General features: G+C 74.4%; 9 protein-coding genes. All 9 read right to left on the bottom strand.

Annotation, left to right across the window (positions count from 1 at the left end):
- Nucleotides 1-17: 17 nt before the first annotated feature.
- From ACZ5NW_RS14310 to ACZ5NW_RS14270, 9 genes are read right to left on the bottom strand one after another with little or no spacing between them, the layout of a single operon-like run.
- Nucleotides 18-791 (bottom strand): SDR family oxidoreductase, encoded by a 774-nt coding sequence (locus tag ACZ5NW_RS14310; RefSeq protein ID WP_468744106.1) that lies wholly within the window; start codon nt 789-791, stop codon nt 18-20.
- 40 nt (nt 792-831) lie between these two features.
- Nucleotides 832-4,992, bottom strand: coding sequence for an AMP-binding protein (locus tag ACZ5NW_RS14305; RefSeq protein ID WP_468744105.1), 4,161 nt, complete (start codon nt 4,990-4,992; stop codon nt 832-834).
- Nucleotides 4,993-5,033: 41 nt separating this feature from the next.
- A complete protein-coding gene (locus ACZ5NW_RS14300) occupies nt 5,034-6,620 on the bottom strand; it encodes a condensation domain-containing protein (protein WP_468744104.1) in 1,587 nt (528 codons plus the stop codon).
- Nucleotides 6,621-6,644: 24 nt separating this feature from the next.
- Nucleotides 6,645-9,638, bottom strand: a complete 2,994-nt coding sequence (locus ACZ5NW_RS14295) for an amino acid adenylation domain-containing protein (protein ID WP_468744103.1) — start codon at nt 9,636-9,638, stop codon at nt 6,645-6,647.
- A gap of 56 nt (nt 9,639-9,694) precedes the next feature.
- Nucleotides 9,695-11,164, bottom strand: coding sequence for a M20 family metallopeptidase (locus ACZ5NW_RS14290; RefSeq protein WP_468744102.1), 1,470 nt, complete (start codon nt 11,162-11,164; stop codon nt 9,695-9,697).
- A complete protein-coding gene (locus ACZ5NW_RS14285; RefSeq protein WP_468744101.1) occupies nt 11,161-12,027 on the bottom strand; it encodes a sugar phosphate isomerase/epimerase family protein in 867 nt (288 codons plus the stop codon). Before ACZ5NW_RS14285 ends, ACZ5NW_RS14290 begins: the two co-directional genes overlap by 4 nt.
- Entirely contained in the window at nt 12,024-12,692 is a 669-nt protein-coding gene (locus ACZ5NW_RS14280) for a DegT/DnrJ/EryC1/StrS family aminotransferase (RefSeq protein ID WP_468744100.1), read from the bottom strand. The genes ACZ5NW_RS14285 and ACZ5NW_RS14280 overlap by 4 nt, the downstream gene beginning before the upstream one ends.
- Entirely contained in the window at nt 12,652-13,749 is a 1,098-nt protein-coding gene (locus ACZ5NW_RS14275) for a DegT/DnrJ/EryC1/StrS family aminotransferase (RefSeq protein WP_468744099.1), read from the bottom strand. Before ACZ5NW_RS14275 ends, ACZ5NW_RS14280 begins: the two co-directional genes overlap by 41 nt.
- Nucleotides 13,746-14,693, bottom strand: a complete 948-nt coding sequence (locus ACZ5NW_RS14270; protein ID WP_468744098.1) for a Gfo/Idh/MocA family oxidoreductase — start codon at nt 14,691-14,693, stop codon at nt 13,746-13,748. Before ACZ5NW_RS14270 ends, ACZ5NW_RS14275 begins: the two co-directional genes overlap by 4 nt.

Here is a 14,693-nt window from a genome sequence, read left to right as displayed (position 1 = left end):
CTGCTCGGCCGCGCGGGCTACGGGTAGCTCTGCCGGGTCGGCCGGACGGAGATGTTGTCGAGGTGGACATGGGCCGGCCGGGAGACGATGAAGTGGACGAGGTCCGCGATGTCCTCGGGCCCGAGGATCGGCCCGATCTCCTCCTGGTACGAGGTGAACCAGTCGGCGTCGTAGCCGGCGCTGGCCTGGAAGCCCGTGCCGACGACACCCGGCTCGACCAGCGAGACGCGGATGCCCTTCGGGCCGAGTTCGCGCCGCAGCCCCTCGGCGGCGCCGTGGACGGCGAACTTGGTGGCGCCGTACACGCTGTTGAACGGGGAGACGTTCCGGCCGACGTTCGACCCGAGGACCACCAGGTCGAAGGGGCGGCGCGGCGGGGTCTCCGGCTCGCCGTGGGTGAGCATCGCGCCGGCCAGCGTCCGCATCTGGCGGAGCGCGCCGAGGACGTTGGTCTCGAACAGCTCGGCCCACTGGGTGTCGTCGGACGTCATGACGGTGCCGGGCAGGCCCCGCCCTGCGTTGACCACGCCGACGGAGGGGCCCTGGCCGAGCTGGGCGAGGCACGCCTCGACGCACTCGGCGACGACCTCGGTGCGGCTCGCGTCACCGGCCACGGCGACGACCTGGCCGCCGAACTCCTTGAGGCCGGTCGCGACCTCGTGCAGCCGTTCGCCGCCGCGGGCGTTGACGACGAGGTCGAAGCCCTCGCCGGCCAGTCTGCGGGCGATGGCCAGCCCGATACCGGACGAAGCGCCGGTGACGATCGCCGCCCGCCTGACCTGCTGTTGCACAAGAACCTCCGAAAGTATGTACGAGAGTGGGGGGGGTGGGTCAGGAGGCCGCCCGGCGCACGGCCAGGGCGGGGGCCGGGAAGAAACCCGTGCCGGAGGCCCACGCGAGGGCCGTGTCGAGCCAGGTCTGCCGCGGCGGCGCGAACTCGACACCGAGGCGGCGCAGCAGGGCGACCGTCCGCGTGTTGTCGAAGGCGACATTGCGGTCGGGCCGGTGCTCCCAGGCGCGGCTCATGTCCGCGCTGCGCGCGTCGGCGCTCTCCAGACGCCCGAGGGCCTGGATGAACTCACCGCGCTCCACCAGCCGCACCGGATGCCCGAACGCCCGTATCCAGCGGACCAGTTCGTCGTGCGCCACGGTGTGCGGCGTCTCGACGTGGTAGACGTCCGGCGGCACATCGGGCGCGAGCGCGAGCCGGCCGATGCCCGCCGCGACGGTGTCCACATGGGAGAACCCGAAGGTGGCGTGCGGGCTGCGCGGCGCGCATCCGGCGAGGATGTAGCCCTTGAGCGTCTGGTAGACGCGGTTGTCGCCGATGTTGCTCTGGAAGGCGCCGGTACGGCTGTGGGCGGCGACATGGTTGGTGCGGTACACGTACGCGCGCGTGCCGAGGTCGCTCGCCTCCCTCAGCAGCCGCTCCGCCTCGAACTTCGACGCCTCGTACGGCGACAGGAACCGCTGCCCGAGGTCGAAGTCGGCCTCGCTGAACCGGCGCGGCCCGCTGTCGTGGTACCCGGCGACGGCCAGCGTCGAGACGTGGTGCAGGGGTGTCTCCGGCCGGGTCGTGCGGATGAGGTCGACGAGGTTGCGCAGTCCGCCGACGTTCACCCGGGCGAGTTCCTCCGGGCGGGCCACGAGCCGTACGTCGGCGGCCGAGTTGACCACCGCGGTCAGCCCGTCGAGGGTGCCGCGGGCGGCGAGCTCGCGCAGGGCGGACGCGTCGGCCAGGTCGCCCTCGACGACCCGCACCCGGTCCCCCGACGGCAGCCGCTCGGCCGCGCCCCGCCCGCCCGCCGCGCGGACCAGGCAGGTGACCTCGGCGCCCTGGGCGACCAGCTGGTCCAGGAGGTGCGAGCCGAGGAAGCCGGTCGCCCCGGTCAGCAGCACCCGCGGCGCCTCCGTGACCAGGGCGCGCGCCCCGGACGCGGCGGGAGCGGTCCCCGCGTGGGCGGGCAGGCCGGAGGTGGTGTGCGCGGACTCCTCGATCGCCGGTACGGCGTCGGAGGCTGCGGCCGCCTTCAGGATCTCCTCGGTGAACCCGGCGAACGCGCGCCGGCCCGTGCCCGTGGCGCGCTCCTCCTCCGTGCACACGAGGTCCGCGACGAACCGGTCCCCGACCAGACGGGCCGTCAGCACCATCGGATACAGGGGATCGTGCCGCACCGCGCGCGCGGGCCCGCAGTACTCGGGCGCGAACGTCCACGTGACGTGCCGGCCCCGGGGCGCCTTGAACTGCCCGAGGTAGTTGACCGCCAGGTCGGACACCGCGTCGGCCTCGTCCAGGCGCCGTTCCTCCGCCTCGGCCACCAGCCGCTCCACGTCGGCGGTGTCACGGCCGATCACCAGCGGTTTGACGGCGGTGAACCAGCCGACGGTGTCCAGATAGGCGTCGCTGCCGTCCCGCCCGTGCGTCTCCACGGTGACCCGGGTCCGCGTGCTGCCGGTGGCGTCCTGCAGCGCCCGCGTCATCGCGCCGACGGCCAGCGCCTCCATGCGCAGCCCGGTCCCGAACGCCTCGACCAGCGCGCGCGTGACGTCCTCGTCGGCGACCCAGGTGTACGTCGCCCCGTACCGTCCCTCGCGCGGCCGGGGTGCGCGCGGCTCGGGCTCGGGCTGGGGCTCGGCGAGGGCCGCGGCCCAGTCGTAGTACGACCGCGCGGGCGGCAGCGCCGGACGCGCGCCCCCGGCGGCCGTCTCGTACGCCCGGAGCAGGTCGTCGAGGAGGATGCGCCAGGAGATGGTGTCGACCACCAGGTGGTGGCAGACCAGCAGGAGGCGGTCCGGGGTCGTCCCGCCGCCGCGGAAGACATGGCAGCGCAGCAGACGGCCGGAGGCCGGGTCCAGGGAGCGGTTGAGCTCGGCGCTCGTGCGGGCGATCGCCTCCGCGGCCAGGGGGGCGGACGCGACGGACGACCAGGTCACGGCCAGGGTGCCGGACGTCGGGTAGGTGGTGTCGAGGGCTCCGTCGGGCCCGACGCCGCCGCGCAGGGCCTCGTGGCGCTCCAGGACCGCCGTCAGCGCCGAGCTCAGCGCGGGCAGGTCGAGGGCGGGCTCGCAGGCCAGCAGCATCGCCTGGTTCCAGTGGGCGCTGCCGCCGGGGACCGCCTCGAAGAACCAGCGTTGGGCCGGGCCGAGGGTGCCGCGCCGGTCGGCCGCCGCGGCATCGACGGCGTCCGTCGTGGTCACCCGGCGGGCCGCCGCCTCGGCGAGCCGCGCCGCCGTGGGGTGGTCGTACACATCGGTGACGACGACCTCATGACCGCGCTCACGGAGAAAGACGACGGTCCGCATGGCGAGGATGGAGTCCGCGCCGAGCGCCAGGACGTCGGCGTCGACCGCGAGGGTCCCGAGGCCGAGGCTCGTGCCCCAGAACGCGGCGAGGTCGGCGGCGAGCCGGGCGTCGGCCGGGCGCGGTGCGGGTGCGGCCGCGGGTCCGTCGTGGCTGGTCGCGCAGTTCCCCGCGCCCCTTTCGGCGCTGCGCGCCGCCGCGCCCTGGCCGGTCAGCCACCGCTCTATCCGGCTCAGCAACGCCCGGTTGTCGCGCTTTCCGTTCGCGTCGACCGGGAAGTCCGGGAGGGGGACGATCGGGGCGGGGACGGCGTAGCGGGGCAGGGTGTCCGCCATCCGCTCCGGGAGGGCGGCGAGGTCGGCGCCCTCCTCCGCGCGGACCGCCGCGACCAGGCGGGTCTGGCCGCCCACCGTGCGGGTGAGCACGGCGGCCTGTTCGACGCCGGGGCACCGCGCGAGCACCTGCTCGATCTCGGCGAGGTCCACGCGGTAGCCGTTCACCTTGGTCTGGCGGTCCGCCCGGCCGAGGAAGACGAGGCTGCCGTCGGGGCGCCGGCGGCAGCGGTCGCCGGTGCGGTACACCGGCCCGGCGTCCGTCGTACGGAAGCGGCTGCCCGCGTCCGGCCGGGCGCCGACGTAGCCGAGGGTGACGCCGGGGCCGCCGACGACCAGCTCGCCGTCGTCCAGGGTGAGGGTGTTGCCGCCGATCGGCGTGCCGATGGGCACGGACGCCTCGTCCTCGGGCAGGTCGGCCGGCGAGGAGGCGACGAAGCAGGCCGCGCCGACGGTGGTCTCGGTCGGGCCGTAGTGGTTGACGACGCGTCGGGCCACGCCCTCGTCGAAGAGGGCGCCCGCGAACTCCCGGGACAGCAGCTCGCCGCCGATGATCACGGTGTCCAGCGCCGCCGTCGCCGCCTCCCGCCCGGGCAGCAGCGCCGCGAGGTGCGAGGGGGTCGTCTTCAGGCAGGTCACCCGGTGCTCGGCCAGCTCCCGCCACAGGGCGTACGGGTCGCGGGTCACCTGGTCGGAGACCACGTGGACGCGTCCGCCGGTGGCCAGGGCGAGCATCCAGGCCGTGTGACCGAGGTCGGCGGCGAGGGTCGTCATATGGGCCAGGACGGGCGGCTCACCCGTGTCGAGGCCGAGCCGCCGCGCGAGCGAGGAGGCGTAGTGGGCGGCGTTGCGCTGGGCGACCGCCACGGCCTTGGGCTCGCCGGAGGAGCCGGAGGTGAAGGAGTAGTAGACGACGTCGTCCGGGTCGGGCTGCCAGCCCCACAGGCCGGTGCGGGCGGCGCCCGCGATCACGGCGTCCACGTCGACCACGACGACCTGGCCGTCGCCGTCGCCGTCCGCCGGGACGATCCCCGCCTCGGTGGCCAGGACCACGCGGGCGCCGACGGTGTCCAGTCGGCGTTCCCGGTCGCCGGCGCTCCAGTCGGGGCTGACGGCGACCACGGGGTTGCCGCAGCCGAGGACCCCGTACAGCAGGGCCATCAGGCGGGCGTCGCGCGGGCCGGCGACGGCGACGGGTTCGCCCGGCGCGACGCCGCGGTCCTTGAACTCCTCGACCAGATGGCCGACGAAGGCGCCCAGCGAGGCGTAGGTCCACGAGCGGTGCGCGTCCGACAGGGCGAGGCGCCCGCCGGCGTCGCGCACGTTCCTTTCGAGCAGATCCCCGAGACTGCGGTCCACGGGCTTCCTTTCTGTGGCGTGGGCGGAGGCGGCGGTCCCGGTCATCCGAGGTCCGCCGACCGCACGAGCCGGTCCACCTGGGCCCCGTACGCCTCCAGCCAGCCGCGGACCTCGGTCTCGGCGAAGCGGCTCGGGTCGAACGCGAAGTTCAGCGAGAGCGCGCCGTCCAGCCGGTCGAACACGACGGCCTCCAGCTGCCGCAGCACCCGGCTGCGCGGCCTCGGCAGCCCGTGCGGCCGCTCCAGGCCGGCGTCCTGGAAGTCGAGCTGGCGGTAGCTGCGGCCGTGCCCGGTGCTGGGCTGCGGCTGGTTCTGGTAGATGAAGTGCAGCGCGAAGAGGTCGTCGAGCTGCTTGCCGCGGAAGGGCTCCACGGAGTCGAGCAGATCGGCCATCGGGTACATGCGGTGCTTGGCGAGGTCCCGCATCCGCTCGGCGATCTGCGCGTGCAGCCGCTGCGGCGTGTCCGCTCCGGCCAGCGTGAGCCGGACCGGCATCGGGGTGATGAACACGCCGATCCGGTGGTCGTCGTCCCCGCCCTGCCGGCCCGCCGTGGACGTGCCGATCAGCAGGTCGTCGGTGCCGGTGAGGTCGGCGAGGAAGCGGGCGAAGGCGCTCAGCAGGACGTTGTAGACGGTGACCCGGCCGGCCGCCGCGTAGGCGCGGACGGCGTCGGCGCGCTCGGGGTCGAGCAGCAGGTTGACGTAGGCGCTGGACTCGCCGGAGGCGGCGGCCGGCGGCTCGGTCGCGGGCAGCAGGGTCGGCCCGGTGACGCCGGCGAAGACGGACCGCCAGTGCGCGCGGGCCTCCTCGATGCCGGGGCCGGCCGCGTAGGCGCGCTGCCGGGCGGCGAAGTCGTCGTACTGCGGGGCGGGTTCGAGGTCCGCCGGGTCCTCGCCGCGCTCCAGCGCGTGGTAGACGCGCTCCAGGTCGTCGATCAGCAGGGCGATGGACCAGCCGTCGATGGCGATGTGGTGGAGGTGGCCGACGATCAGGTGCTCGGTCGGGGACAGGGTGAGCAGTTCCAGCTCGAACGGCACCTCGGACTCGAGGTCGAAGAAGCGCGTCGAGCGTTCGACGGCGGCGTGCACGGCGGCCCGCACCTCCGCCTCCGTGACCCCCTGGAGGTCCTGGAAGCGGGGGCGGGGGCGGAAGTCCTCGACGGTGCGCGCCACGGGCGGGTCGCCCGGCTCGTACACGCTGCGCAGCACCGCGTGGCGCCGGCTCAGATGGCCCAGGGCGGTCTCGAACAGGCCCGGATCGAGCGGGCCGGTCACCTCGAAGAAGACGTCGACGTTGCCGAGCTGCTCCTTGGCCAGCCCGAACCAGCGCTCCTGGAACAGCGAGGTGACGCCCGTCCCGGCGGCCGCGCCGGTCCGCTCCTCGGGAGCCTCCCCCGGCCCGGCCTCCGCCCGCAGCAGCGCGCGGAAGTCGCCGAAGTCGGGGGCGTCGAACAGCTCGTGCGGGGAGAGCGAGGTGCCGAGGGCCGCGTTGATCTCCGACATCAGGAGGATCGCCGAGATGGAGTCCCCGCCGAACTCGAAGAAGTTCGTGTCGTCGGCCACCTCGCAGCCGAGGGCCCGCTCCCAGGTCTCGCGTGCGATCTCGTCGATCCGGTCCACTGTTTCCACCCGTTTGTCCGTTTCTGTGTCAGTTCAGTGCGTCGCGTGAGCGGCGTTGTCGCAGGCGCGGATCAGGGCCGCGCCGAAGTCCCGGCCGAGGGCGCGCAGGGTGCTCTCGTCGAAGAGGGCCGTCGCGTACTCGACGCGGCAGTCGTAGTCGTCGCCCGCCTCGTCGACGTAGAGCGTGAGGTCGAGCTTGGTCGACCTGCTCCGGACGTCGACGGGGACGACGGTCGCCCCCGGCAGCGAGAACTCGGTGCCATGGGCCTCGTCGTAGGCGAGCATCACCTGCGGCGGGCGGCCGCCGGTCGCGACCCGGGTCACGCTCGGCGCCTCGTACGCCTCGTGCAGGGCGTCCCGGACGCCCTCCAGGAGGTCCTCGACGCGGGCGCCCGGCGGCACGTCGAGGTTGAGCGGGACGGTCCGCATGAAGCAGCCCAGGGCGTCGTCGCCGATCTCCTCGCCGCGGTTGGCCAGCGGGATCGAGATCGCGAACCGCCGCTCCCCCGACCGCTCGGCGAGCACCGTCGCGAACGCCCCGCAGCACAGGGTGAACGCGGTGGTCCGCAGCTGCCGGGCCCGCTCCCTGACCCGGGCGGCGAGCCCGCGCGGCAGCTCCACGCGGAAGGAGGAGCCGTAGCCGTCCGCGCGTCGGGGCCGCGGCCGGTCGGTGGGCAGCTCGACCGACGCGAACCGCTCCCGTGGCGGCCGGCCCGCCGTCTCCGCCGCCGCGACGGGACCGTCGTCCGCGGCGAAGCCGGGGTCCTCGCCACGCGTCCGGGCCTCGTACGCCGTGCGCAGCGAGGCGAGCAGCGGGCGCAGGGACTGCCCGTCGCAGACGGTGTGATGCACCGTCAGGCTCAGTACGTGGTCGTCGTCGCCGGTGCGCAGCAGCAGCGCCCGCAGCAGGGGCCCGACGGCCAGGTCGAAGGGGCGGGCGCCGTCGTCGGACAGGAGGGTGCCGACGTGCTCGGCGGTGGTCTCGACGAGGTCGAGCTTGACCGGGTGCGCGCCCTCGACGATCCGCAGCGCGCCGTCGACGTGCTCGAAGCCCAGCCGCAGCGCCCGGTGCCGGGCGACCGTGTCGTCGAGGGCCGCCGCGAGCGCGTCGGTGTCGAGGGGGCCGCGCACGGCGAACGCCAGCTGGATGTTGTACAGCCCGGGCGCGCGCGAGAACTTCTCGTGCAGCCACATGGCCTCCTGGGTCTCCGACGCGAGATCCAGCCCCACGCCGGGCGGCCCGGCGGGCTCCCGTACGGCGTCCCCCTCGAAGCGCCGCACGGCGAGCGCCAGCGACTCCACGGTGACCGACCGGGCGAAGTCCCGGCTGCGCAGCCGCACCCCGAACTCGGCGTTCACCCGGGCGATCATCCGCATCAACGCCAGGGAATGGCCGCCCCGTTCATGGAAGTCGTCGAGGACGCCGACCCGCTCGGCCTTCAGGACCTCGGCCCAGATCGCGGCGAGACGGCTCTCCGTCCCGTCGCGCGGCGGCACCGGCCCGGCGGCCCCCGGCAGCGGCCCGGCCGGCTCGGGCAGCAGATTGTGGTCGGTCTTGCCGCTGGCCGTGCGCGGGAACTCGGCGAGCGTGGTGAAGGTCGCCGGGATCGCGTGCGGCGGCAGCCGGTCGAGCATCCCGGCGCGCAGCTCGCGGGCGGCGGGCGGTTCGCCGGGCGTCTCGGGCACCACGTACGCGGCCAGCTCCCGCTCCCCGCCGCGCGTCCACACCCGTACAGCGGCGTCGCGCACCCCGGGGCACTCCTTGAGCACGGCCTCCACACCCTCGGGCTCGACCCGGAAACCGCGGATCTTGACCTGCCGGTCGCGCCGGCCGAGGTGGTGCAGGACGCCGTCCGCGTCGAGGCGGGCGAGGTCGCCGGTGCGGAAGAGCGTGTCGCCGAGGGCGTCGGTCAGGAAGCGGTCGCTCGTCAGCTCGGGCGCGTTCGCGTAGCCGCTCGCCAACGCCGGGCCGCCGAGGCAGAGTTCGCCGACCTCGCCGTCCGGGACGGGGCGCAGTTCCTCGTCGACGACGAGGACCCGGGTGCCGCGGATCGGGCGGCCCACGGGCACCCGAGCGTCCCCGCCGGGGCCGAGGTCCGCGGTGTCGTACGTCGTGACGTCGGCGCACGACTCGGTCAGCCCGTACTGGTTGAGCAGCCGCCGCCCGGGCAGCGCCGAGTGGAACAGCTCGGCCAGGTCGCGGTCGAGGGTCTCCCCGCTGCACGTCCACAGGTCCAGGCCGGGCAGCCGCGCGCCGAGGTCGGGGTAGGTGGTGAGCAGCGCCCGCAGCAGGGACGGCACCAGGCAGATCCGGGTGACCGCGTGCTCGGCGAGCACCTGGATGAGCAGATCCAGATCGAGGGAGGCGTGCGCGGGCGGCAGCACCACGGGCACGCCCTGCGCGAGGGCGCCCCACACCTCCCAGACCGAGTCGACCACGGAGGGCGCGGTGTTCTGCACACACACGTCCCGCTCGTCGAACGGCTGCTCCTCCCACATCCAGGTGCAGCGGTTGAGCGACGCCTCGTGCGAACCGATCACGCCCTTGGGCCGCCCGGTCGACCCGGAGGTGTACAGCACCCAGGCCGCGTCCCCGGGCGCGAGCGGGACAGAGAGGAAATCGCCTGATTCCGGGGCGGGTTCGCCTCCGACCGGGCACACCCGCCTCCCCGTCGCGCGGCCTGCCTCCACGTCGTCCGTGATCACCGTGCGGACGTCGCTGTTGTCCAGGACGAAGGCGCGGTGCCCCTCCGGCGCGGCGGGGTCCAGGGGCGTGTACGCGGCCCCCGCCTTCCACACGGCGAACGCGGCGATCACGAACTCGGCGGAACGCGGCAGCAGCAGCCCCACCACGTCACCCGGCCGCACTCCCTGGCCGACCAGCCGCCGGGCCAGGTCACCGGCCGCCCGGTCCAGCTGACCGAGCGTCAGCCAACCGTCGCCGGCACGGCTCACCGCGCGCGCGTCGGGGTGCGTCAGGGCGCGGGCTTCTACGAGATCGCGCAGGTTCGCGGCTCTCTCGCGCATGGCTCAACCTCAATTCGGGCTATGACGAGGGGGGTTCGGGGGGTTCGGAGGGTGGATCAGGCGGCGAGCCGGCGCACCAGCAGGGCGATCCGCCGGGCGTACTCCTCCAGCTCGGCGACCGTGACGTACTCGCCGTCGGTGTGGGCGCCGTGGCTGTCCAGGCCGCCGGGGCCGCAGATCACCGTGTAGTCGGCGGCGTCCTGGCCCCAGATCGCGTCGCTGGTGAAGGCCTCGCCGAGCTGGTCGCCGGCGAGCCGGTCGAGGCCGCACTCCGCGAGGAGCGCCTCGTGGTGCGCGGAGCGGTTGCGCAGCGAGGGCAGGCCCTGCTTGAGCCAGCGCCAGTGCAGGACGCGGTCGAGGTCGCCGGCCCACAGACGCGCGAACCGGCTCGGCCCGTACTCCCGCTTCACCCGCGCCACCGTGGCGGCGAGGATCTCCTCGGCGCGTTCCCGCACGGCCGTGGCGGCGCCGGGGTCGCAGTAGGCGATGTTGACGAGCAGCCGGCCGCTGCCGTAGACGCGGTTGTGCTGGGTGCCGGTGTGCAGTCCGGCGATGCAGCAGCGCACGTCACGGCCCTCGACGTGGTCCTTCAGACCGGACGCGAGACCGGTGGCGACCGCGCCGAGCACCAGCGTGGCGTTGGCGTTCTCGTAGGGGAAGTCGTCCGTGCTGTCCGGGGCGTCCATGGTGACTTCGAGGGTCATCGTCGCGAAGGACGTGTCGTGGACGAGCAGCCCGGTCGGCTCGGCGAAGACCAGCAGCGACGCCCGGCCGCGCCGCTCCAGCGCCGGCTTGGTGCCGTAGCACCCCATGGCGCCGCCCTCCTCGCCGGGCACGGAGAGCACCGTCGTGCGTACGGTCCGGGCGAGGTCCGGGTCGTCGCGGTACGCCCGGGCGACCCCGCACAGCGCGGCCACCAGGGGGCCCTTGTCGTCGACGGCGCCCCGGGCGCGGATCACCCCGTCGTCGAGGGTCACCGGCAGATGCGGGGAGACCGTGTCGACGTGGGCGTTGATCACCAGGGTGCGGGCGGCGTCGGGGGCGCCGAGGCTCGCGGCGACCACCGGCTGGTCGGCCAGCCATGCGTCCAGGCCCGCCCGCTCCCGTACGAGGACCGGGGTGCGGGGGTCGGCCAGCACGTCGGCCGGGTCGGCGACCTCCGTCGACACCGCGAAGCCCAGGCCCTCGGCGAAGGCACCGAACAGCTCCTGGGCCCGCCGCGTCTCGGCAGGGTCCCCGCCCTCCAGGGGGCTCACGCTCGGCACCTCGAGAAAACGCAAGAGAAAGTCGACCGCGGCCTGATCCATCACCGCGCGGCCTCCCTCGGGCGCGGTCGCGGTGCGATCTCCGCTGGGCGCCATCGCGGTGCGATCTCCGCTGGGCGCCATCGCGGTGCGATCTCCGCCGGGGGCCGTCGCGGTGCGGCCTCCGCCGGGCGCCGTCACCGTGAGCTGCTCGCCGTGCGCCGTCGCCGTGCGGTCTCCGCCGGGCGCCGTCACCGTGGGCTCCTCGCCGTGCGTCGTCATCGGGCCGTCTCCTCGGTTCGGTCCAGCAGGTCCGCCAGGGCTCGGACGCACGCGTCGACGCTGTCGCGCAGCGCCTCCGCGTCCTCGCAGCGGATGCCGAGGTGCGGCTGCACCAGCAGATGGGGTTCGAGGCTCAGCGTCATCCCGGGGTACGCGTCCAGGACGACGGCCAGCGTGTCCGCGACCCGGCCGCTGCCCAGTCCGGGCAGACAGGGCTCCGCGTCGCCCTTCGTCCGCGGGTGCGCGTCCTTGATGTGGACGTGCCGCACGTACGGCAGGACGGCCTCCGCCATGGCGACGGAGTCGTAGCCGTACCAGACCCCGTTGCCGGTATCCATCAGGAACGCGAGATGCTCGTCGCCGGTCTCGGCCATGAGCCGGCCGGCCGACTCCACGTCCCGTCCGCCCCAGCCGACGCAGTTCTCGTGCAGGAACCGGCGCCCGTGCCGCGCGGCCAGCTCCCGCAGGGCGAGCAGCCGCCGGACCGTCTCGTCGTGCCACGCCTCGTCGTCGTCCAGATCGCCCCGCGCGTACGACATCACCCGCACGGAGGGCGCCCCGAGCCGGCCGGCCAGCTCCAGCCAGCGCTCTGCCGTCGCGAGGTCCTCCTCCAGGGTGCTGTCGGTGATCCGCCCGGCGCCGACGGGGCTGTCCAGGGCGACCACCCCGAGGCCCGCCTCCGCGAGCGCCCCGGCCAGCTCGTCGACCTCACCCCCCGGGATCTCACCGAGGGACCGGCCGCCGACCGAGCGCAGCTCGATGGAGCGCAGCCCCAGGGCGCGGACGTTCGCGATCTGCTCCCGCCAGGTGAAGCCGCACTCGTCGCCGATCACGGCGAGCCGCTCCCGCCACCCACCGCTCACGAGGCCACCCCGTCGGTCAGCCGGTCCAGCAGCAGCGCCGCCTGGGCCTCGTCCATACGGTTGTTGAAGCCGACCTGGGCGTGCAGATAGGTGCCCAGACCGTCCCGCCCGTGGTTGCGCAGCACCCGCAGCCGCTGGGCGACCGGCTCGTCGCAGACGACGATCCCGAAGTCACCGGCGCCGTAGGCGTAGTCGTGCGGCCCGTGGATCACCAGGGCGTCCGCGGAGGAGCGTCCGGCGCCGCTGAGCCGTCGTACGTCGAGCAGTTCGACGACCCCGACGGCCGACGGGTCGGTCGCGTCGGACCCGGACTCGCGTACCAGCAGCGGCGCTTCGGCCCGCTGCTCACCGCGCCACAGCACGCTCGCCCCCTGCACCAGCCGCCGTTCGGCCGCGGCGATCGTCTGTGCCCGGCTGCCCGAACCCGGGGCCAGGACCACCGGCGCACCGCCGAACCGCTCCTGGCGCACCAGCAGCAGACCCACCGCCGCGCTGCTCACGCCGACCGCGCTGCGGCCCGTGATCCGCGCGACGTGCTCCTCCAGCCGGCGCACCCGGGCGCCGACGATGAACGACTCGGCGCGGACGGTGGCGTCCAGGTAGGACATGAGCGTCCGGGCCAGGTCACGCCCGGCGGTAGAAGTCACCGACGATGTCGCAGACATGCGCCGCCTCCTCATCCAAGAGATCCGAATAGAGCGGGAGGGCCAGCACCCGGGTGGAGGCCTCCTCGGCGACCGGCACCGGCCGCGTGCAGTCCGCCACGTCGGCCAGACAGGCCTGCCGGGACAGCGGCAGCGGGTAGAAGATCTCGGTGGTGACGCCGTGGGCGCGCAGATGGGCCTGGAGCTCGTCGCGCCGGTCGAACTCGGCGACGTAGACGTAGCCGACGTCCTCGGGGTCGAGCGCCGGCAGCCTGCGTACGCCCTCGACCGACCGCAGCCGCTCGTCGTAGTACGCGAACAGCGCGCGCCGCCTGTCCTTGAACTCGTCGAGGAGCGGCAGGCAGGCGCCGACGACGGCGGCCTGGATCTCGTCGCAGCCGTAGGTGGGCTCCGCGCCCTCGCCGCGGCCGAGGATCTCGTCGAACTCCGCGAGCTGCCGCGCGTCGGTGGCGATGACCGCGCCGGCGTCGCCCAGCGCGCCGACGGTCTTGGCCGGGAAGAAGGAGAACACCCCGCCCCGGGCCGCCGTACCCGCCACGCGCCCCCCGCGGCTCATGCCGATGCCCTGCGCGCTGTCCTCGATGAGCAGCAGACCGCGCTCCGCGCAGAGCGCGCCGAGGCTGTCCATGTCGGCCATGGTGGTGAACAGGTGCACGGCGACGACGGCCCTGGTGCGCTCGGTGATCGCGTCGCGCACCGCGTCGGGGCAGATCGTGTACCGGTCCGGCAGGATGTCGACGATGACGGGGCGGGCCCCGACGTGTGCGATCGCGGCGACCGACGCGAAGAAGGTGTACGCCGGGACGATCACCTCGTCGCCCGGACCGATGCCCTGCTGCTTCAGCAGGACGAGCAGGGCGTCCGAGCCGCTCGCGGTCATCCGCACCCCGGCGCAGCCGAGGCGCCGGGTCAGCTCCTCCTCGACCTCGCGCACCAGGATGCCGTCGACGGCCACGCCTTTGTCGACGCTGCGGGCGATGTCCGCCTCGACGGCGTCCCGGACGCGCTGCCAAGTGGCCGCGTTCCGGAAGAACGGCACAGGGGTGGTGGTGCTCATGGCACACCCGCCTTCCGGCGCGCGGCCTCCAGTACGTCGATGCAGTGCACGTGCATGTCCACGTTGAACCTGGCCTGACTTTCCGCCGGTCCTGCCGTGTAGGCAGACACCAGGCACTCGGTGAGGGGGCGGTCGGGGAGGTCGACGACCCGCCCCGCGCCCTCTTCGGATTCCTTGAAGAAGCTCGACGTCTCGTCCCGGGAGCACGGGAGCGCGACCTCCAGGTCGCCGTCCGCGCACACCACGCGCAGGCTCCTGGTGCGCCGTTCCTTGTCGAGGTGGCCGACGAGCGTGCCGATCAGCCCGCTGGTGTGCCGCACGACCAGATGCGCGCCGCCCGCGTGGGGGATCTCCCGGCCGGCGTGGCGCAGCGGCCGTGCCTCGGCGTGCAGGACGTCGGCGATGTCGCCGAACAGCCAGATCGCGGCGAGCACCTGATGGGGGAGCTCCACCTCGAAGGCGCTGGAGTGGCTCGCGTTGCCCAGGGTGCGCGCGACACGGTTCTTGGACTGCTCGAACTCGTAGTGCAGCGCCCGCCGCCCCGCGTCCAGCTCCCGTTTGATGCGGGCGATCCCCGTGGAGAAGGGCCACACGGCGACCGGGTACAGCTCGGCCCCGGCGTCCGCGCAGAGCCGCGCCATCCGCCGTGCGGTGGGGCCGTCCGTGGTCAGCGGCTTCTCGACGACGATCCGCCGGCCGCCCAGCGCCACGATCTCCTCGACGACACCGGCGTGTCCGGCCGGCGGCACGGTCACATGGAACACGTCCGACGCGCTCACGTCCGGCAGGTCCGACAGCGCCGGATACACCGTCAGATCGGCGTCCGGCACGGCCGGGTCGACGGCCACCATCTCCTCGACGAGGCGGGCGACGACGGACTCCTCGATGGCCGCCCGGTGCAGATCGCGCGCCGCGTGGCCGTAGCCGACCAGTACGGTTCTCAT

This window comes from Streptomyces sp. NPDC032126 (assembly GCF_055580085.1).
This window is presented reverse-complemented; position numbering and strand designations above follow the sequence as displayed.